This window comes from Marisediminitalea lipolytica, from assembly GCF_001758465.1.
Taxonomy (GTDB): domain Bacteria; phylum Pseudomonadota; class Gammaproteobacteria; order Enterobacterales; family Alteromonadaceae; genus Alteromonas; species Alteromonas lipolytica.
In genome coordinates this window covers 664,106-684,035 of the sequence record NZ_MJIC01000015.1, presented here as the reverse complement: position 1 = coordinate 684,035, position 19,930 = coordinate 664,106, and the positions used below count along the sequence as shown (strand labels likewise).

Genomic DNA, 19,930 nt, shown 5'->3' with positions numbered 1-19,930 from the left:
GCTGCCTTTATGTTTAATCTGATTTCTTTGATTTTTGTTAAGGCTATTGCCACTACTCACTTCTAAGCTGACAGGACGCTATTACAACGCTTGCTAAATTCAGGCGTACCATGGAGTCCATCATGTTGGTAACATCCTTTTTTCGGGCACAGTGCCTGACCCGTATTTGCACACTCACCGCATCACTTGTGTTGTGCCAGTCAGCTCTGGCTGCATCCCTCGAACAGGAACCTTTCTGGCAAGCTTCCGTAGGCTACTGGTCCAGCGAAAACACCTATATGGACGGTCAGTACAAGCCGAAGATCCCCCATTATCAAACCCTGAACGCCATTGCTACCGAAGGCGACACAGTAACTTCGGAAGAACGCAAGTTCTATCCGCCGGGGGCGTTCGCCGCTAAAGCGCTGGGGCTGGATATCCCTGAGGATAAGGGCGTCCAGTTAGTCCAGGTAACCCGGGGCGTTGCTAAAGAAGATGCCTCGCATGTGGAATTTGCGCCATTAAATCGCTACAGCCATAACCAGCGTACCTGGCTTGACTCGGTCTCTGAGGACTCGGCTATGATGACCGTCGCTTACAAAGACAGCGGCGAAATCGCCTATAAGATGCTTATCACCGTGCCAACAGCAAATTCCAGGATTACCGCCAGTCTGGGGATTAATGGCCATTATGCCGCCAAAGCAGAAGAAACACCGCTACGCGGCGTGTCAGTATTTTCGGCAACCCGAATCACGCAACAGGATTTTGAAGAACTGACTCAGCAACTCCAACAGCAATATCAGGTTGGCAGCATCGTCACCATTGATGAACAAGGTAACTATCAGGCCTCGCCGATAAAGTAATTTCGGGCAGTAACATACTGCCGTGATAAACAGCACCAGCCTGTAAGCCTGACGTGTTTACTTATGTTCCTTTGTTGGTTAGTCTTGCCGCTCTTTTAAAGCACTAAAGTTCATCAGAAACAAGGAATTATATGAGATATTTACAAGGCGCAATGCTGTTGTCGACCTGCGCCCTTGCCAACGCCAGCGAACCAGCCCCACAACCTTTGGATTTCTACATTGGCAGTGATTTGCAAAGGGTTAACCTGAAAATAAATGGGGCAGACGACGATGCTGGCCTGATTAACCTGTCCCTGCGTGGCGGAATTTTTTTATTTGAGGGAATTGCGCTGGAAATACAAACCGGGGTAACTGATAGCGACGATGATTTAGCAGGGGTACCTGTAGAACTAGGCGCGAATCAGGCAGTATTTGTCAGACTTCAAACCCCTCGCCGAGAAGGCTTTCTGTTTGATCTAGGCCTTGGTTTTGCGCATACAGAACTGGAAGCAACCGATCCCATTACAGGCATCACCGAAACTCAAAAAGAAGACGGCTTTGCCTGGTCGGCTCGCGTTGACTACCGTGTGAATTCAAACTGGCATGTGAATTTCGATTATACCGACCGCACCAACAGCAACGAGATAACTTTAAACAGTTATGGCCTTGGGGTCAGTTACCTCTTTTAACCCCCGGTCTGTTTAGCAGGTCTGGCACATTCAGATCTGCTCGCTTTAAGCTTCAAACCAAAGCGGCTATAGTCCTTTCCCACCCAAATGAGAAATATTCGCTTTTATGCCCCAAACATGACAATTCTCAAAGACTGTCTTATTTGTAACGGTCTAAGCTGAGTCTGCATTACACTTATTATTAAATTGAAAAAATCTAGGATGTGGCAATGAATAATTTTTTAACACGGTTCATCCCGCAAAGTGCTAGCCGTAAGACGCTGGCAACAGCGCTGGTTGCAGCGTTTCTAACGACAGCCTGTACTGCGTCAGCCGAAAAACCGACTGCACCACAGGTCAGCGTAAGTAAGGAAACGCCCAGCTTTCTGACCACCATCGATTTTAAAAATCCGGAATGGAACCGTGATACTTATGCCCGCCTGGATGGCGATTTAGACCCAACCAAAGAAAAAGTGGGTTGGTTAAAAGGTAAAGTATTTGGTGTTCGCCCTAACGAACCCGTCCGCGAACTGTTCATTATGGAAGGCTTCAGCTTTACCCGTACGAAAAAATTAGCCGATGGCAGCATTCGTCGTATGCTGCGCGAAGTGGTGTTTTACAAAGATCCAAAAACTGGTGAAATCCTGGAAACCTGGGATAACCCTTATACTGGTGAAACTGTACGCGTAGTGCCTATCGCAAACGACCCGTATAACTTTACCATTAGTGCTTATAAGCAACAGGCTAACGCTTATGCTGGCACCAATATGGGTAAACCAGAAAAAGAGCCTTTCTTACTGGATTGGGAAGAAGGCCCGAACGATACCATTATCCTGAACACCGGTATTAACCTGTTCTACCCTAACCGTTTACAGCCTGCAAAATGGGTTCGTGAGTCAGCGGGTACCTTTAACCGTGTATCAGAACAGTTTATCTATGTATTCAAGAAAGAAGACGTAGAAAACCCGAACATGACACACATTCCGGCAATTGGCTCATGGTCTCGTATTACCCCATGGCTGCCGTGGATGCTAATGGGTCAGGCTGAAGGTCACATCAGCTACTTCAGCACCTTCACTACTCTGCCCGGCGGTCTGGATGAACTGCCAGCTGATATTCGTGAAGCGGCCCGTGCTATCGATCCTAAATTCCTGGCGGCACCGCTGGAAGATTACGGCCCGAACGAGTCAAGCCTGGAAGCTTACGCAACCGAACAAACCCCGGCACCAGTGCCAGAGGGTTGGGAGCCACCGAAAGCGCCGGAAGCGCCGGTATGGCCACCAAAACGCTAAGTTTATTTTACTAAGACCAACGCCGCTTTTTAGCGGCGTTGTTATTTGTACCGCTTAAGGAAAGTTATGGTAATCAAGCGTACGTTTATTGACGGTGACTACGGCCAGATTCATTTGCGAATAGCTGGCCCGGACAGTCATAAAATTCAACAACCTCCGTTGTTATGTCTGCATATGAGTCCCAAGTCCGGCCGGATTTTCGCCCGGTTTATGCAACAGATGGCGGTAGATCGTCTGGTAGTAGCGCCGGATTACCCCGGTTATGGAGAATCAGATTGCCCTCCCGCCTCACCCGCTGTCAGTATCGAAGACTACGCCCGCGGCATGTGGCAGGTAGTCAGCGCGTTAAAGCTTAGCCGGGTAGATATTCTGGGTTATCACACCGGCTCCCTGGTGGCCGCAGAAATGGTTCATCAGTCACCGGATAGTGTTAACCGCATTATTATGATTGGCGCTCCGGTTTTCTCCGCCGAGGTGTTAGCACAGGTAAAAAGCTATTTTCAGCCGGTACCGCTGGATACCGCAGGCACCCGCTTTATCACTATGTGGCAGAGGGTGTTAGAGCATGGGGGTAAAGGAAATACCCTGGAACTCGCAGCCGAATCTTTTGCTGAGAACCTACGCGCCGGAGAAAACTACGAATGGGGGCATCACGCCGCTTTTGCTTATGCACCGGTATTCCCGCAGAGAGTCAGCGAAATTACGCAGCGTATTGATGTGATTAACCCGGATGACGATTTAAAACTGCCTACCCGGGCTATCGAAGGCTGGCTGCAACAAGGTGAAATTCACGAACGCCCTGCATGGGGGCATGGGTTTCTGGACTACGATACGGACAACGCAGTTAAGGATATCAGGGAGTTACTGCTATTACAGTAACCCCCTGGCGTTCAGGCTGTTTTCGAACGGCTAAACCACAATACCAGACCCGCCAGCAAAAATGGGATGGTGCGCTCGGCAATATCGCCGGGCGCATTAGGTAATGCATTAAAGACGATGGCCGCGACAAATCCGCTCAGCATGCCAGCAAATATGCCCGACCCCGTTAAGCGCCAGCCAAGTAGTTTGGCGATTAACAGCGGTCCAAAGGCCGCACCAATGGCTGTCCAGGCAAAGAGAACACGTGAAAAAATGCTGGCAGGCAGAGCAATAGCCAGGGCGATAGCGGCAACAGACACCGTTAGCATAGCAAGGCGTGAAATAAGTAATTCACGGCCTTTAACAAACTTCTCTACCCCTAAATCGTGAGCCACGCAGGCCGCCGCCACCAGCAACATACTGTCTGCGGTAGACATAATGGCCGATAGCACTGCCGCCACCATCACTGCACCAAATACCGATGGAAACAACGACGTAGTTATCTCAAAAAACAGTGTTTCTGGATTGTCCAGCGAGGGCAATAAGGCTCGCCCGGCAATTCCTAAAAAGCACATGCCAAAAAACACCAGGGCAAACCAAGCTGTCGCCATCCAGCGAGCCTGGTTAAGCGCTTTCGTATCGCGCAATGCCATAAACCGGCTCACCAGATGCGGCTGGCCAAACGTACCCAGGCCAACTGCCAGTCCACCAACCACCACACCAACAGCAGTCAGGCCTGCTGCGGTGCCACTGTAGGAAAGTAGCGCCGGTTCGCCCGCTGCGTGAAGCGCTGCGCTGATCCCCTGCCAGCCATCGGCGGCATGCCAGGCACTTAAGGGCAACAGCACGGCAGCAATCAGCATCAGTATGCCTTGTAAGGTATCGGTCACACTAACCGCCCAAAACCCGCCGAGCAGGGTGTAAATCAGAATAATAGTGCCGCCAAGAATAATGCTTTCGCTGGCATCCATATCAAAAGTACTGGCAAAGGTGTTACCCGCCCCCTGAAACTGCGACGATATGTACAACACAAAGCAAAACAGGATCATGCCACTGGCCAGCACTTTTATCCGCTGGGCCTGAGTGGAGGTGGTATTTTCGGTAATAAACTCGGTGAGTGTCAGTTGGCCACCGGCATGACTTCGTTGTAACAAGCGCGGTGCAATCCAGAACCAGGCAAAAATCGCTCCGGCTACTGCACCGCCTGCCATCCAGAACGCCACCAGTCCGTAACTGTAGGCCATGCCTGACATGCCCAGTAACGTCCATGCCGATGCTGAGCTGGCTCCATAGCTAATGGAGGCGACCACGGGGCCAAGCTGCCGACCACCCAAAAAGTAGTCGGCCGTGTCGCTGGTGCGTCGCTGAGCCCAAAAGCCCACGGCCAGTAACAGCAGCTTATAAACAATCAGTGTGTAAAGGATGGTCGTTGTCATGCTGCTACCTGCTACATGTTAGGGTAATTCGGACCACCCGCGCCTTCAGGGGTTACCCACTGAATATTCTGGCTGGGATCTTTAATATCACAGGTTTTACAGTGCACACAGTTCTGACTGTTAATCTGAAAATGCTGATGCTCCCCTTGCGTCACCACTTCATACACACCCGCCGGACAGTACCGTTGGGCCGGTTCATCAAACCGTGTCAGATTCACTTTAACTGGGATTTCTGGATCGGCTAAACGCAAATGACAGGGCTGGTCTTCCTCATGATTGGTATTAGACAGATATACCGATGACAGCTTGTCGAAACTCAGCACGCCATCCGGCTTGGGATACTCAATTTTTTTCGCGTCTCTTGCCAGAGTCAGTGTGGCGTAATCGGCAACCGGGTCAGACAGTGTCCAGGGTAGCTTGCCATTAAAAATATTGATGTCGATAAAAGCATAGGCCGAGCCGACAATATTGCCCCATTTATGCTGGGCCGGACCGAAGTTACGCTGCATCCACAACTCCTGATAAGCCCAGCTTTGCTGGTACGCCTGGTTGTAGTCCACCGCAATCGCTTTATCGGCGCTGCTGTCGAGGGCTTTCGCCACGCATTCAGCTGCTACCATGCCAGATTTCATGGCAGTGTGACTGCCTTTTATTTTGGCGAAGTTCAATGTCCCCGCATCATCACCAATTAGCAGACCACCGGGAAATTCCATATTTGGCTGAGCCTGAATGCCGCCTTTAGTAATTGCTCGTGCGCCGTAAACCAACCGCGTCCCGCCCTGCAAATGTCTGGCAATTTGCGGGTGATGTTTATATCGCTGAAATTCATCAAACGGGCTGAGGAAAGGATTGCTGTAAGACAAATCGGTGATCAATCCACACACCACCTGATTATCTTCAATGTGATACAGGAAACCACCGCCAGCAGCACCGTTCTCGCTTAATGGCCAGCCTGCGGTGTGCACTACCAGTCCCGGCTGATGCTGTTCGGGCGGCACACTCCAAATTTCTTTAATGCCCAGGCCATAATGTTGTGATTCTTTGCCTTCATCCAGTTTGAACCGGGTGATCAGTTCTTTGCCCAGATGCCCCCGGCAACCTTCGGCAAACAGGGTATAAGTAGCCCGTAACTCCATGCCTGGCATGTAGCTGTCCTTGGGATTGCCCTGGCTGTCAACGCCCATGTCGCCGGTAATCACACCGCCAACACTGCCATCTTCATTAAACAGGGTTTCAGCGCCACTAAAACCGGGGTAAATTTCTACGCCAAGGGCTTCTGCCTGTTCTGCCAGCCAACGGCACACATTGGCCAGGCTCACGATATAATTGCCCTCGTTATGCATGGTTTTGGGTACCAGCATGCCGGGAATTTTACGCGCACCCTGAGCGTCTTTCAGAATGTAAATCTCATCCCGCTGCACTGCTACACTGACCGGTGCCCCTTCGCTTTGCCACTGAGGAAACAGTTCGTCCAGCGCGCGGGTTTCAAATACCGCACCAGAAACGATGTGTGCGCCAACTTCACTGCCTTTTTCCACTACGCAGACGCTGCTGTCCGGGCGGATCTGCTTTAACCGACAGGCCGCCGACAGACCGGCAGGGCCGGCACCAACGATGACCACATCGTAATTCATGAATTCGCGTTCCATAGTGCCTTCCTTTTGTACGCATGTATCTTCGCCAGACAAGCGAAAACAGCCCGCCTGAAAAATTAATCAAAAAAACCACATTGCACTATATGATATATTGTTATAGCATTTATTCAATATCTAATTATTTGTACATTTTTGCTGCGCATTCCTACAGCAAAAATCAGTCAGGCAATTGACTTGGAGCTAACATGAAAATTCTCGTCGCTATAAAACGCGTTGTTGATTACAACGTCAAAGTGCGCCCCACGTCGGATGGCAAGGGTGTGGATATTGCTAACGCAAAAAAATCAATTAACCCTTTTTGTGAGATTGCGGTAGAAGAAGCCGTGCGCTTAAAAGAAGCTAAGCAAGCCGATGAAGTGATTGTCGTGTCTGTGGGTGCTGATGCTGTTCAGGAACAGCTGCGCACAGCAATGGCGCTGGGCGCTGATCGCGCTATTCAGGTAAAAACAGACGCCGAGCTGGAGCCGCTGGCAATAGCTAAAGCCCTGGCGGCAATTGTTGAACAAGAGCAACCTGGCCTGGTGATTCTGGGTAAACAGTCCATCGATGGCGACAATAATCAGACCGGCCAGATGCTGGCCGCCCTGACTAACCGCCCACAAGGCACCTTTGCTTCTGAGCTGGTAGTGAATGACAACGACGTTCAGGTTACCCGCGAAGTGGATGGCGGCTTGCAGACCCTGTCATTAAGCCTGCCGGCCATTATCACTACCGATCTGCGTCTGAACGAGCCGCGCTATGCCTCACTGCCTAACATTATGAAAGCCAAACGCAAACCGCTGGCGGTCACTGAGCTGAGTGAGCTGGGTATTGATGCCGAACCCAAAGTGGTTATTACTGCGGTTGAAGCGCCGGCTCAACGTAAAGCCGGTATTAAAGTAGAGAGCGTTGCAGAACTGGTCGACAAATTAAAAAATGAAGCAAAGGTGATCGCATGAGTGTATTAGTTATAGCCGAACACGACAACAAGTCGCTCAAAGGCGCAACCCTTAATACCATTACCGCTGCCACCCAATTGAGTGAGCAGGTAGACGTGCTGGTAGCGGGCACACAATGTGCCGATGTAGCCGCCGCGGTAGCTAAGGTTGCTGGTGTCAGCAATGTACTGGTATTTGATAGCCCGGCTTACGAACACCAGCTGGCCGAGAGCCTTGCCCCGCTGCTGAAAGAAATCGCCTCTGATTATAAGTATGTGCTGGCCCCGGCCACCACCTTTGGTAAAAACCTGTTACCACGCGCTGCTGCGCTGCTGGATTGCCAGCCCATTTCTGACATTATCGAAGTGGTGGACGGTACTACATTTAAACGCCCGATTTACGCGGGCAATGCCATAGCAACCGTTACGTCTCAGCAAAGTAAGTTATTACTTACTGTTCGTAGTACTGCTTTTGATCCTGCACCTTCACAGGATAGTTCGGCCCCAATTCAAAATCAGGATATCGCTATCACTAACGAACTGAGTCACTTTGTAGGTGAGCAGGTTGCCGAAAGCGACCGTCCGGAATTAACCGCAGCTAACATCGTGATCTCCGGCGGCCGTGGTATGCAAAACGGCGACAACTTCTCATTGCTGTACGGCATTGCAGACAAACTGGGCGCGGCCGTTGGCGCGTCCCGTGCAGCCGTCGACTCTGGCTTTGTGCCTAACGACATGCAGGTTGGCCAAACCGGTAAAATTGTTGCACCAGACCTCTACATTGCCGTTGGTATTTCCGGTGCTATCCAGCACCTTGCCGGTATGAAAGACAGTAAGGTCATTGTGGCTATTAACAAAGATGAAGACGCGCCTATTTTCCAGGTTGCCGATTATGGCCTGGTGGCGGATCTCTTTACTGCACTGCCTGAATTAAACGAATTACTTTAAAACGTCTGGCGTTTAGCCGGTTGAGGATGAATACGCCCTGAAATGTCATATTGATATTTCATTATTCATCAAGAAAGAATACTGATTGAAGGATAGACCTATGCAAACTAGCGCAACCAAACCGTTGCAGGACCTCAAGGTAATCGAGTTTACCCACATGGTAATGGGACCCACCGCGGGTGTCATTCTTGCCGATCTGGGGGCTACCGTCACTAAGGTTGAGCCACTTGATGGTGATAAGACCCGCCGTCTGAAAGGTTCTGGTGCTGGCTATTTCCCTATGTATAACCGCAACAAGCGCAGTTTGTGTATTGATCTGAAATCAGACGAAGGTAAGGAAATTGCCCTCAAGCTGATTGCGGATGCGGATATCCTGATCGAAAACTTTCGTCCCGGCGCCATGGAAAAACTGGGCTTTGGTTACGAAGCGCTGAGCAAACTCAACCCCGGGTTAGTGTATTGCTCGTTAAAAGGCTTTTTAACCGGCCCGTACGAAAACCGCACCGCGCTGGACGAAGTAACCCAAATGATGGGCGGCCTCGCCTACATGACCGGTTTACCAGACCGTCCAATGCGCGCCGGCTCATCGGTTATTGATATTACCGGCGGTATGTTTGGCGTAATCGGTATTCTGTCGGCCGTTCACGAACGCCAGCAAACCGGTAAAGGCCGTCATATCACCAGTTCGCTGTTTGAAACCACCGCTTATATGGTTGGTCAGCACATGGCCCAGGAAACCGTGCTGGGAGAAGCGCCACCGCCAATGTCTGTGCGTCGCAGTGCCTGGTCTATTTACGATATCTTCCACTGCCAGGATGACGAACGTGTATTTGTTGGTGTGGTAAGTGACACCCTGTGGAAAAAGTTCTGCGCCGAATTTGAGCTAACCGACTTCCTTAACGATGAGAGTCTGGCGGCTAATAACGACCGCGTCCTTCAACGTGACCGTCTGATCCCTGCCATTAACGAATTGTTTGCCACCATGGACAAGCAAACCCTGATGGACCGATTAGAACGCGCCGGTATTCCGTTTGCGCCAATTAACACGCCTTCTGATTTGTTTAACGATCCGCACCTGAACGCGGGCGGTTTAATTGAAGTCACCACACCACAGGGTAAAGCTAAATTACCTTCACTACCTATCGAAATTGATGGTGAGCGCACGACCTTATTCCATGATTTGCCCCTTGAAGGCGAAGACAGCGATATCGTGCTTAAAGACATTGGTTACAGTGATGAACAAGTAGCCGCGCTGTCAGCGCGTTCGGTTATCCGTAAAAGTGTTGCCACAAACTGATTCCTACCCTGGAAACAGTATCACACAACAGTTTTTTGTTGTGTTCTCCGTTGGGGCTCAAATTTGAGCCCCGTTTTTTATCTCTGATTTTAGGCCGTTGAACGCTTTTTCGACGCCTTTGCCGACAGGCATAATTGCCTGATTCTACGACATCTATCGCCGGGCTAACGGCGAAGTAGCAATACATACGCGAATAGTGGTTAAAAGCATGGCAATCACCTGTTTGGTTTAAGCCAGCCAACTTACTGATTTAATCGTCTAAATTACCCTATTGCATCCATATTAAATACGCTTTAATGTGGAGACTCCGTATACTTTATATATTGAAGACAGAGTGACCTGACCTATGAAATCTGATATCCAAAACATTCCTCCAGTGGATTCATCCCGCCGTAAATGGTTGAAAGCAGTTGGACTTGGCGCCGGCGCAACCGCCTTAGCCGCCTGTGTAGATTCCGGGGTTAATGAGCTTAGCGCGGCAGGAATGAAAACAGACCATTTCCCGTCTGCCACGCCAAATCTGAATGACGGATTAATCAGATTATCGTCGAATGAAAATGCATTCGGCCCATCCGCAAAAGCGGTAGAAGCCATGAAAGGCGAATTATTTAACCTGTGTCGTTATGCCGATCCGACTACCTCAGTACTGAAAAAGAAAATTGCTGAGCAGGAAGGCGTTTCTGAAGACCAGATCGTAGTGACCAACGGCTCGTCCCCCATCCTGTTTGGTTATGCAGACTGGATCACTAAAAATGGCAACAAGCTGGTGACCTCTATGGCCACTTACGAAGGCGTTCCTCGTGGCGCTGAGTTTATGGGTGCCGACGTAACTTATGTGCCACTGGATGCCAACATGGACTTCGACCTGGACGCCATTGAAGCTGCCGTTACCGAAGAAACCACCGCGGTTTATATTTGTAACCCTAACAACCCGGTTGGTCGTGCACTGGATCCAGCTAAGCTGAATGCCTTTGCCAAACGCGTTTCGCAAAAAACCCAGGTATTTATCGACGAAGCTTATATCGAAATGTCTGACGGCTATCCAGGCAACGTGCAATCCAGCCTGGCTGCCGAAGGTTACAACGTGGTTATTTGCCGTACCTTCTCTAAAATTCACGCCATGGCGGGACAACGCCTTGGTTACGCCATTATGCCAGCTGCACAAGCCAAGGAAATTGGCGGTAAGTTACGCATGGGCGGTGTGAACTACCTAGGTCTGGTAGCCGGTATGGCCAGTATGGACGACCACGCCAACCTGAATAAAATGCGCGACATGGTTAAGGTAGAACGGTCTAAGTTAACCGCTGCGGCTGAAGAGCTTGGCCGTCCTTATGCTAAAAACCCACAAGGTAACTTTATCTACATGGATACCGGCATGCCACACGACCAGTTTGCTGAGAAGATGCGTGCGCAGGGCATTAAGGTAGTAGGCAGAACCTGGCCTGGTTACGACTCATGGTCACGTATCAGTGTAGGTACGCCAGAAGAAACAGATGCCTGTGTTAAGGCACTGAAAACCGTTCTGGCCTAAAACGCTAGTCATCGGCACTGCACACCGGCAGTGCCGTATTCCCCCGCCGATAAAATCCCCGCGAACACATTTCAGTTGTTGCATTATGCTTTTCTCATGCCTACTATTTGAACAACCTGTTTTTTATCCAGCGCTCGTTGCTGTATCGTTGTAAAAGCCTCGCAGCTCACACGAAACCGCGATAAACGCCTCTTTACTTTCTGACATTGCTGACCCAAAAGGATTTGATCTTATGGAAAAGAGATTCGCGTTTCTCCTTTGTTCTTTGTTAAGCACCCCGGCTTTCGCCAAAATGGAAATCGCACCAACAGAGCAAACCAAACCCGGCGAAGTGTCGCAATACGGTTCGTTTGTTATTCAGGCCATCCTCGACGATATGGGCTTAAGCCTGAGCGACGAAGAAAAAGAAGCGGTGGTCAACGACGATAAAAAAACGGTCCCCAAAAAAGAAGATGCCGCGCCAGAGCCGAAAAAGAAAGGCTACGCCAACGACATGTATTCGGGCATGAACTCCATGATGAAGAACTTCAAAAAGGAGTATCGCGCCACCGTAGATACCTGGACGGAAGAATACAATAATGTGCTGGCCCAGTGGGCCATTGCCAAAAAACAATACAAAAAAGAAGAGCAGGCTCTGTCTGATGCCACCTTTGATATGGATGAAGTGGTGGAAGAGCCCCAGGTGCCCCCCGCTAAACCCATTACCTTTGCCGAAGACCCGCTGGCCAGCATGAAACCCGGCGACTTTTATGTGATCCCCAACGCCATGGATGTGGAAATTCGCAATCAGAAAATGCGCGGCACCTGCGCCGCATTTACCGGCATTCGTGCGGTAGAAACCGTGCTGGCGCAGCACCCGCAGTTTGGCCCGTTACAGCTGGATTTATCTGAGCAGCATTTTTACTGGCTGAGTAAGCCCGACTGTTTCGATAAGCAATGCAATGCCAGTGAACACTCGGAAGGCTCATACTTTGACACCGGCTTTATTAACTCCAATAAACTGAATACTGCCGGACCACTGCGGCAGGAACAGTACTGCCCTTACGTGCCCTTTCCGAATAAAAAGAACCTGACCTACAGCCCTCTGGCCAATCAATGCATGAACGACTCTGTGGGCCTGTTCCAGGTTAGTGAGTTTAACCCGGTACTGCCCTTCGATTCGATTGTAAGTGAGTTAGCCCAAAACCGCCCCATCGCGGCCGGTTTTACCCTGACCAACAGCTATAAGAAAACCACCGGCGTGGTGCGAGCGAATGATCCGCTTAACGCTACCGAAGCTAAAGGCGAACACGTAGCCGGGCATGCCATGTTACTCATTGGCTTTATTAAACTACCAGAATCCATGCAAGCCGAGGAAGGCCGTTATTGCGCCATTATGGCTAATAGCTGGGGGGCCGGTTACGGTGTGGGCGGCTACGCTTGCCTTACCGAAAGCTGGATGGAGCAAAACCGCTTTAAATTTCAGAAAGACCCGTCGCGCAGCCTGATGTCATCCGTCAGTAAGGTCACATTATTAAAGGGCTAACAAGCAAAACCCGTTGCTAATAAAAGGAAGTACTATGCATAACGTTTTAAGTGGCGCCCGACATTTCCTGCTGGCCTGCCTGCTACTCGCAATACCGGCCCTGGCACAAGCGGAGCCCCTCAAAAATGGGGGCTATGTTGAAGGCAAAATTGCCACTGCCGGTGAAAGCGCGATTTGGACGTTTGAGGCAAAGGCTGGCGATATTATCAATATCAACGTAGCCGACATCGACGACCGGGACCTCGCCCCGCAACTGGTTATTTACGCGCCTGATGGCTCTGTGCTGATTGATTACACAGAGAATGATGTCATTCTGGTACATAATGTCCTGATTAATATACCAGGCACCTACACGGTTGAAGTTAAGGACGGACATACCGGCAACAGCCGGGGCAACAATCAAACCGGCAATTACCGGATTTATTATTTAAATCAAAAAATAGCAGAACATGGTGAGCTAAAAGAGAAAGGCTTTGTCAGCGAGACCATCGAACGGGGCGATATCGACTCCTGGCAGTTTAACGTTACCGCTGGTGAGTTTTTCTCAATTAACCTTACTGATACCGATGACAAGGATCTGGCAGTTCAAGGCACGATATTCAATCCCGATGGTACGGTGCTAGAAGACAGCGTTAATAACGACGTACAGATCTTCCACAACCTTCAGGCCAGGCAAACGGGCACCTACACGCTGATAGTAAAAGATGGGCATACTGGTAACAGCCGAGGACATGCACAAACCGGTAATTATCAGGTGTTTTTTAACAAACCCGGTAACGCTGAACATGGCCAGCTTACGCCCAACGGCTATGTTGAGGAAACCATAACCAGAGGCGATATCGACTCCTGGTCATTTACCGCCCAATCCGGTGAGTTGTTTATGCTTTCGCTGGTTGATGTCGCGAACAAAGATCTGGCTGTGCATGGCACCATTTTTAATCCGGATGGCTCAATTTTAGTGGATGATGGTCGCAATGATGTGATGGTTTACTACAACGTACAGGCAAAACAATCCGGTACATATACGTTTGTGGTAAAGGATGGTCATACCGGCAACAGCCGCGGTAACGCACAAACCGGCCCTTACCGGATATATCTTAACCAACAAACCGAGAGCGAACATGGCCCGCTGAAAAACACCGGCATGGTGGAGGAAACCATTGAATTTGGCGACCTGGACAGCTGGCATTTTGATGCAGTGGAAGGGCAAACCTTATCACTCACCTTTACCGACGTAGCTGGCAAAGACCTGGCTTTAAGCGCGTTAGTCTATGCACCGGATGGCTCGACCTTTTTAGAAGGGACAGACAATAACGTCCTTAGATTTAATACGGTAAAAATCAAACAGTCGGGCCGTTATTACGTTCAGCTTTTTGATGGCAATACCGGCAACAGCAGGGGAAACGGGCAAACAGGCACCTATCAAATCCGTATGACACTTATTCCGATATTAAAGCCCGAGACAAAACCATTAGTGCAAATTGAAGGGCCGGCCAGCGGCAAGCTTAATCAGGAAATGGTGTTGGCCGCCAAAACAACTAACCTCACCGAGTCGGCCACCTATAGCTGGAAGCTACTTTCGTCGGATGCAGCGATGCAAAACCCGCTTATTCTGATGTATAAAAAAACGGCCCCAGTGGTGATTTTTACGCCGCCAGCCCTGGGTACCCATGATCTGGAAGTTACGGTAACGACAGCAAATACAAGCTATACAGCTAAACATACGATTACTGTAGTAAATCACAAACCGGTAATCTCTTTGGCGGCAAAAAAGGATGAAAATGACCCCAATGCTGTTTTGATAAAAGCGACGGTGAGCGACGAAGATAAACAAGAGCTGACAGCGTCATGGGGGCTGGTTGGCAGACCGGCCGACAGTAGTGCCGAGCTGAGTAGGGCGGGAGAACTCCTGATCCGCTTTATTCCTGACAAGAGCGGGGTGTACAGTGTTACTTTAAGCGTATCAGACTCAGTAGTTAAAGTATCTGAAAGGATAGACATTACGATAGCGTTAGATGAGCCTGCTCCACCAGCCCCGGAACCTGAGCCGACGCCTACTCCTCAGCCAGAACCCGAGCCAACGGAGCCTAAATCCTGCGATATCAACAACGATTACTTTGTTGATAAGTACGATATTGAGCAAATACAAAAAGCGCTAAACAGTAACGCAACCGCTGCCAGTAACAAGCTGGATATTAATAATGACAAAACCATCGACGCGGCAGATGTCGCCTACTGCGAAAAGGAATGTACTTACGAAGGCTGTAACTCAGCGCTGTTTCAATAACAGCGCAAAGACGTACTTAATAAGAAGTTATATATGACGCACGCCGCCCGCAAAACATTTACATTAGCGGCTGGATCGTAATTAAATTAAGTGAAGTGTTTTTCGACTGAAAATAAGCAACTATTGTTTGCTTCTGCCACCTGAACAGCGGTATCCCATAGCCAATCGTTTCTTTTCTCACAAAAAAGCCTGCACGATGCAGGCTTTTGGTTATCAGTTTAAACGACTATTGTTTCTCGTCGTTTAATTCCATGCTCATCTGGTACTGGAAGATAGCCGGGTTATAACGGCAATGCAGCATATCCACCAGCTTTCCGTCGGTGTCGAATGAACGACGAGCCAGTACCAATAACGGCGAATTTTCGCGCAAATTCAACTCTCTGGCTACTTCTGCCGAGGCGGGTTCGGCGCTGATAAGCTGGTCGATACGAGAAAGCACAATACCATTGCGGCGTAAAAGCTCGACACGCGTATTGTCTGCTAACGCTTCTTCGCTAAAGGTACTGATTGGCGTTAACGTCCAGCTAAAATAGTACGCAAACGGGATTTGTTCGTCTTCGGTTAACCGTACCCGCACTAATCGGCATGCAGTTTCGCCATCGGCTAAGCCCAGCTCTTCACGGATCTCAGCCGGAGGGATGGCTTCAGCAATGTCCAGAATGCGGGTATGCGTATGTCGCCCCATGGTTTCAATGCTCTCAAGCATGCCCACTAGCGGCGCTTTAACCGGCTTAGGTTTGTACTTATAAGTCACCGTCGTGCCGCGGCCCCGGCGACGCTCTACCAGATTTTCAGCAGAGAGCTCATCCATAGCACGCTTAACAGTAATACGAGACAAACCAAAAGTTTCGCCCAGCTCTTGCTCGGTTGGCAACTGCGAACCATAACTGATAGTACCATCAATAATTTGTTCTTTTAGCAGGCTGTACAACTGGTGATATAACGGTGTTGGACCATCCCAGGTCAAGCCGTTTTGACTCCCATATTGTTTAAGCGTGGCGATGATGGACGATTTAGTCAAAACGTTCTCCTATACGACTGCTCGTTTTACTTATTATTTACTACACCAGGACACAGGCGATGACACTCATTGCTACATTAATAGGTGATTATACCTTTTATCCTGATAATCACCTAATTTTGCGCATAAATACCGTGTATTAGTCGGCTAACGGCGCACAACCTTCAGGCGGATTGCTGTTCAGTTTCATAAAAAACTGTTTTGCCGCAGCCACGGTTTCGTACGGGCGTTCAAGGTTAATGTAGTGACCGCCATCATTAAATGTTACCAGTTCCTTACTGCAGGCATGGGTTAATGCATTCATAAAGGCGGTTGCGGTTTCGGTATCCAGCGCCTGATTAGCAGTGCCCCACATAATCAGGCTTGGCGCTTTAACATGGGCCAGCACCCGTTGTGGATTACCCGCTTCATAAAACCCATAAGATATTTTGGCCAGCTTATCGCGGTTTTCAATATTCAGTAGATCCAGTTTACGCTGTATAAGTGCCGGAGTGCGACGCTCAGGGTCATTAATGTAACCGTTGTAAAACGCTTCAACGTCTTCACGCAGTACAACCGGATCGGTAAACATGTTCTTGCGCGGTTTTGCCGGTTTGTTGGTTGGTTTCTTCAGGTTTTTCGCCGCTTTACCGCGTTGAATTCCAGCAGAATTAATTAGCACCATGGCAGTAACCCTGTCAGTACGGGTAGCCGCATAGCGAAACATCAGCATGCCGCCATAAGAAATCCCCACCACCGCAAATTTATCCGCACCCAGATGATCCATAAGGCCATCAATTAACACGTGGGAGCGGGAAGCAGAATAATTGCCATTAGGAATATCACCGGTAAGGCCAAATCCGGGTAAATCAAAACGTACCACACGGAAGTTTTCTTTTAGTACTTCGGCCCATTCATCCCAGTCAGATAAGTCACCCAGGGTGCCATGCATAAGCAGAATGACCGGCCCCTTGCCTTCATCCCGGTAATGCACATTAATGCCTTCGATATCAGCAAACTGTGACGTTGGCCCCGCGTATTTTGCTCTGGCCTGTTCCAGCGTCAGCGTGCGGGTAGTTTCTTCTGCATTGGCAACACTGGCCAATCCCATCGTACAAACCACCCATAAGGCTGCTGTAATTAATTGTTTTTTCATTTTTTACTACCTTTTAGCTATTTGTTTGTGGCGCGGTCTGGCTACCTTTGGCCGGAAAAACCCATTTGGCGATAAGCGCGAAAATAAAATACACCAGCATCGACACCAATAATCCATATAATGACGGGAAAAGCGCTGCGGCTCCAGGCAGTTCAACGCCCGCACCGGCGGCATAGGCGCTTATTGCGCCAACCAGATAAGCCACAATGGCCAGCGCATTCCAGCCGGGCAGGTGTGCCAGGGTATCCGGGTTATAACGCTTTTTATTCACTATGTAATAATCCACGATAACCGGGCCTATAATAGGTGGCACTAACGCCGCCAGCAGGTTAATCCAGTCAAGGAAATACTCATAAACACCAAGGCCCAGAATTGTTCCTGCAATACCGCAAATCAGCGTAGTTACTCGTTTGGGCTTACGGAATACACTGGCGGTTTGCACAGCGGGTAAATATAAATTGGTATCACCGGTGGTCCATAACGCCAGACTCATGGCAATTACACCAAGAAAACCAATCACCGCCCCCTGCTCCAGCATGTAGGTGGTGAATTCATAGGTGCCCGATACGATACCGCCCATGGAACCGATAATTTGCAGGAACCACTGAGAAATAATCAGTACCACAAACGGGATAGCAATGGCTACCCAGGCTTTTTTGGCAAAACGGGTGTAATCGGCCATAACAATGGCACCCACAATCCATGAGCCCACGACCATATTAATGGCTTCACGCATGCTGATTGGCGAAGCCGCCGCCTGCTTGGCAGACATATCAAAAAAGGCGTCCCAACCGCCAACAGTATCAATATTTAACCAGGTGGCGTAGATTCCCACTGCCACCAGCATCAGTACCGATGGCATACTGACTTTCTCCAGCGCGTCAACGCCAAGATAGGTCGTAGCAGTAAACAGCACACCAGCGCCAATAGCGACAATGTAGAACGTGGTGGAGTCAAAAGACTGCGCCCAGGCGTAACCAAATGCCCCGACTGTAATACCCTGCCAGCCAATGGTTAGCAACGCGACAAACAGTACTGGTATATAGGCCCCGATGTTGCCGTAGGTAAAGCGATACAATAAACCGCTGTTACACGCTGTTTTGTAGCCAATGTAACCCACCAGCGCACCGATAATAAAATTCATACCGTTGCCTAAAAATGAAGCCGTCAGCAAGTCCGGCATAAAGGGCAGGCCTTTACCCAACGCGCCACCGGTAAGTAGCCCGGTAACCAAAAATCCCCAGCCAAATGCCAGGGCGAGTAACGGCAAGGCGTTACGGCGTTGAGACTCGGTTAATGGCGAGAGCGGATTATCTGCACTTTCTGCTTCTTCTGCCGCATCAAGCGTCCACCACTGTTTTATTTTATTCAGCATATGAAGCTCCTTCTGTCTGTCTTAAACCCAAACACCAAAGGTTGAACATAGGAAAGGGGCCCCGGCAAGGCATTAACAAATGTCAATAAAATTGAAATTCGCCTGATTAGGCATCAGTCACATCATGACGATACGACCAACCCACAAAGGGAATTGATAAAAGTCATAGGACCGCCGTCATATCCCGGTAAGATGTCAGTTAAAGCCAGACAAGCAGTAAAAATAACTGGCATCGACACAGGAGATAAGCAGTGCGAACTTTAGCAATTCTAACCAAGGCAGTGTGGCTGCGTTTGGCAAGTATAACCCTGACCTTGTTTATGCTGGGCTGTTCCCATGCCAGCGAGCTGACAGTGGAACAACTCACCGTGGCTGACCGTCAGGTTAAAGTCTGGCACTGGCAGCCCGATGGCAAGCCTGCCGCAACATTAATTTTTTCGCACGGCGCCGCCTCTGCACCACTTAAATATACCGCTCTGATTGAACCCTGGGTTGCCGCAGGCTACGAGGTGGTAGCGCCACTCCACGTGGATTCTACGGACCATCCGGATATGGAAAAATACCAAGGCATGGCTTCGTGGACAGCCCGGTTGCAGGATATGCAACTGCTCGCCGACACCTATGGTAAAAACGGCTATGTCGCTGCTGGCCACAGTTACGGCGCACTGATAGCGTTAGTTAAAGGCGGTGCCACCGGGATTGTTCCACCGGGGCTTGCTGCACCACTTAGCGATTCCAGAGTTTCCGCCGTGCTGGCGTTTTCGCCTCCGGGAGCCATTCCCGGCTTTGTCTCTAAAGACAACTACGCGACACTGGCAGTCCCTGCTTTAATTCAGACTGGCACTAAAGATGTCCCCCCGGGCACCAACCTGAGCTGGGAAGGCCATCTTGATGCTTACTCGGCTGTGGCTTCCGGCGGCGACCGTTATGCGCTTATCCTGGATGATGTGGACCATTACTTTGGCGGTGCCATTTGTCGTCTGGATTTACCGGGCCCAAAACAGCAAGCACAGCTAGACCAGGCAATAGAATATTCCCTGCTGATGCTTCAGGCCTACGCCAACAAAGAGACCAGCGCTAAACAACAGTTAACTCAAAAACTGGGGAAAACCAAGTTTGCTGATTTACAGTACAAATAACGAGACACCTTTTTTTTCGTCTTAAA

The 19,930-nt window shown here is 49.7% G+C and carries 16 protein-coding genes; 11 read left to right on the top strand and 5 right to left on the bottom strand.

From position 1 onward, the window contains the following. The first annotated feature begins 122 nt into the window (after positions 1–122). The 4 genes from BFC17_RS17525 (at position 123) to BFC17_RS17510 (ending at position 3,660) form a co-directional block, all read left to right on the top strand. Complete coding sequence (locus tag BFC17_RS17525) at positions 123–842, top strand: hypothetical protein (RefSeq protein WP_139142114.1); 720 nt, start codon at positions 123–125, stop codon at positions 840–842. A gap of 131 nt (positions 843–973) precedes the next feature. Continuing rightward, positions 974–1,510 carry a porin family protein gene (locus BFC17_RS17520; RefSeq protein WP_070177771.1) on the top strand — a complete coding sequence of 179 codons (537 nt, stop codon included), beginning with the start codon at positions 974–976 and terminating at the stop codon, positions 1,508–1,510. Positions 1,511–1,719: 209 nt separating this feature from the next. Next, positions 1,720–2,781 (top strand): DUF1838 family protein, encoded by a 1,062-nt coding sequence (locus tag BFC17_RS17515; RefSeq protein WP_070177770.1) that lies wholly within the window; start codon positions 1,720–1,722, stop codon positions 2,779–2,781. A gap of 66 nt (positions 2,782–2,847) precedes the next feature. Then, entirely contained in the window at positions 2,848–3,660 is an 813-nt protein-coding gene (locus BFC17_RS17510) for an alpha/beta fold hydrolase (protein WP_070177769.1), read from the top strand. 11 nt (positions 3,661–3,671) lie between these two features. Here BFC17_RS17510 and BFC17_RS17505 read toward each other — a convergent pair whose 3' ends face one another. Together BFC17_RS17505 and BFC17_RS17500 are read right to left on the bottom strand one after the other, a co-directional pair. Further along, complete coding sequence (locus tag BFC17_RS17505; RefSeq protein WP_070177768.1) at positions 3,672–5,075, bottom strand: sodium/proline symporter; 1,404 nt, start codon at positions 5,073–5,075, stop codon at positions 3,672–3,674. 11 nt (positions 5,076–5,086) lie between these two features. Next, complete coding sequence (locus BFC17_RS17500; RefSeq protein ID WP_070177767.1) at positions 5,087–6,724, bottom strand: electron transfer flavoprotein-ubiquinone oxidoreductase; 1,638 nt, start codon at positions 6,722–6,724, stop codon at positions 5,087–5,089. A 191-nt stretch (positions 6,725–6,915) separates the two neighbouring features. Between BFC17_RS17500 and BFC17_RS17495 the strand changes: the two genes are divergently transcribed. The 6 genes from BFC17_RS17495 (at position 6,916) to BFC17_RS17470 (ending at position 15,234) form a co-directional block, all read left to right on the top strand. Further along, complete coding sequence (locus BFC17_RS17495) at positions 6,916–7,668, top strand: electron transfer flavoprotein subunit beta/FixA family protein (RefSeq protein WP_070177766.1); 753 nt, start codon at positions 6,916–6,918, stop codon at positions 7,666–7,668. Further along, a complete protein-coding gene (locus BFC17_RS17490) occupies positions 7,665–8,594 on the top strand; it encodes an electron transfer flavoprotein subunit alpha/FixB family protein (RefSeq protein WP_070177765.1) in 930 nt (309 codons plus the stop codon). The genes BFC17_RS17495 and BFC17_RS17490 overlap by 4 nt, the downstream gene beginning before the upstream one ends. A 100-nt stretch (positions 8,595–8,694) precedes the next feature. Continuing rightward, positions 8,695–9,891: a CaiB/BaiF CoA transferase family protein gene (locus tag BFC17_RS17485; protein WP_070177764.1), complete on the top strand. Its 1,197-nt coding sequence runs from the start codon at positions 8,695–8,697 to the stop codon at positions 9,889–9,891. A gap of 346 nt (positions 9,892–10,237) precedes the next feature. Beyond that, positions 10,238–11,422, top strand: coding sequence for a pyridoxal phosphate-dependent aminotransferase (locus BFC17_RS17480; RefSeq protein ID WP_070177763.1), 1,185 nt, complete (start codon positions 10,238–10,240; stop codon positions 11,420–11,422). Positions 11,423–11,654: 232 nt separating this feature from the next. Continuing rightward, positions 11,655–12,947: a C1 family peptidase gene (locus tag BFC17_RS17475; protein ID WP_083271803.1), complete on the top strand. Its 1,293-nt coding sequence runs from the start codon at positions 11,655–11,657 to the stop codon at positions 12,945–12,947. A gap of 34 nt (positions 12,948–12,981) precedes the next feature. Beyond that, positions 12,982–15,234, top strand: a complete 2,253-nt coding sequence (locus BFC17_RS17470) for a dockerin type I domain-containing protein (protein WP_070177761.1) — start codon at positions 12,982–12,984, stop codon at positions 15,232–15,234. A gap of 226 nt (positions 15,235–15,460) precedes the next feature. Here the strand turns inward: BFC17_RS17470 and BFC17_RS17465 are convergent, their stop codons facing one another. From BFC17_RS17465 to BFC17_RS17455, 3 genes are all read right to left on the bottom strand, one after another. Beyond that, positions 15,461–16,255 carry a GntR family transcriptional regulator gene (locus BFC17_RS17465; RefSeq protein ID WP_229680916.1) on the bottom strand — a complete coding sequence of 265 codons (795 nt, stop codon included), beginning with the start codon at positions 16,253–16,255 and terminating at the stop codon, positions 15,461–15,463. Positions 16,256–16,394: 139 nt separating this feature from the next. After that, positions 16,395–17,390, bottom strand: a complete 996-nt coding sequence (locus tag BFC17_RS17460) for an alpha/beta fold hydrolase (RefSeq protein ID WP_070177760.1) — start codon at positions 17,388–17,390, stop codon at positions 16,395–16,397. Positions 17,391–17,403: 13 nt separating this feature from the next. Further along, positions 17,404–18,765 carry a cytosine permease gene (locus tag BFC17_RS17455; protein WP_070177759.1) on the bottom strand — a complete coding sequence of 454 codons (1,362 nt, stop codon included), beginning with the start codon at positions 18,763–18,765 and terminating at the stop codon, positions 17,404–17,406. Positions 18,766–19,016: 251 nt separating this feature from the next. On the opposite strand from BFC17_RS17455, the gene BFC17_RS17450 reads away from it, so the two are divergent. Then, a complete protein-coding gene (locus tag BFC17_RS17450; protein ID WP_070177758.1) occupies positions 19,017–19,904 on the top strand; it encodes an alpha/beta hydrolase family protein in 888 nt (295 codons plus the stop codon). The last annotated feature ends 26 nt before the right edge of the window (positions 19,905–19,930 follow it).

Bases quoted from the DNA above. Each gene is read 5' to 3' on its own strand.
- BFC17_RS17515 (WP_070177770.1), top strand. From the start codon at position 1,720: ATGAATAATTTTTTAACACGGTTCATCCCGCAAAGTGCTAGCCGTAAG.
- BFC17_RS17480 (WP_070177763.1), top strand. From the start codon at position 10,238: ATGAAATCTGATATCCAAAACATTCCTCCAGTGGATTCATCCCGCCGT.
- BFC17_RS17505 (WP_070177768.1), bottom strand. From the start codon at position 5,075: ATGACAACGACCATCCTTTACACACTGATTGTTTATAAGCTGCTGTTA.
- BFC17_RS17500 (WP_070177767.1), bottom strand. From the start codon at position 6,724: ATGGAACGCGAATTCATGAATTACGATGTGGTCATCGTTGGTGCCGGC.
- BFC17_RS17520 (WP_070177771.1), top strand. From the start codon at position 974: ATGAGATATTTACAAGGCGCAATGCTGTTGTCGACCTGCGCCCTTGCC.
- BFC17_RS17490 (WP_070177765.1), top strand. From the start codon at position 7,665: ATGAGTGTATTAGTTATAGCCGAACACGACAACAAGTCGCTCAAAGGC.
- BFC17_RS17495 (WP_070177766.1), top strand. From the start codon at position 6,916: ATGAAAATTCTCGTCGCTATAAAACGCGTTGTTGATTACAACGTCAAA.
- BFC17_RS17525 (WP_139142114.1), top strand. From the start codon at position 123: ATGTTGGTAACATCCTTTTTTCGGGCACAGTGCCTGACCCGTATTTGC.
- BFC17_RS17455 (WP_070177759.1), bottom strand. From the start codon at position 18,765: ATGCTGAATAAAATAAAACAGTGGTGGACGCTTGATGCGGCAGAAGAA.
- BFC17_RS17460 (WP_070177760.1), bottom strand. From the start codon at position 17,390: ATGAAAAAACAATTAATTACAGCAGCCTTATGGGTGGTTTGTACGATG.
- BFC17_RS17470 (WP_070177761.1), top strand. From the start codon at position 12,982: ATGCATAACGTTTTAAGTGGCGCCCGACATTTCCTGCTGGCCTGCCTG.
- BFC17_RS17485 (WP_070177764.1), top strand. From the start codon at position 8,695: ATGCAAACTAGCGCAACCAAACCGTTGCAGGACCTCAAGGTAATCGAG.
- BFC17_RS17510 (WP_070177769.1), top strand. From the start codon at position 2,848: ATGGTAATCAAGCGTACGTTTATTGACGGTGACTACGGCCAGATTCAT.
- BFC17_RS17475 (WP_083271803.1), top strand. From the start codon at position 11,655: ATGGAAAAGAGATTCGCGTTTCTCCTTTGTTCTTTGTTAAGCACCCCG.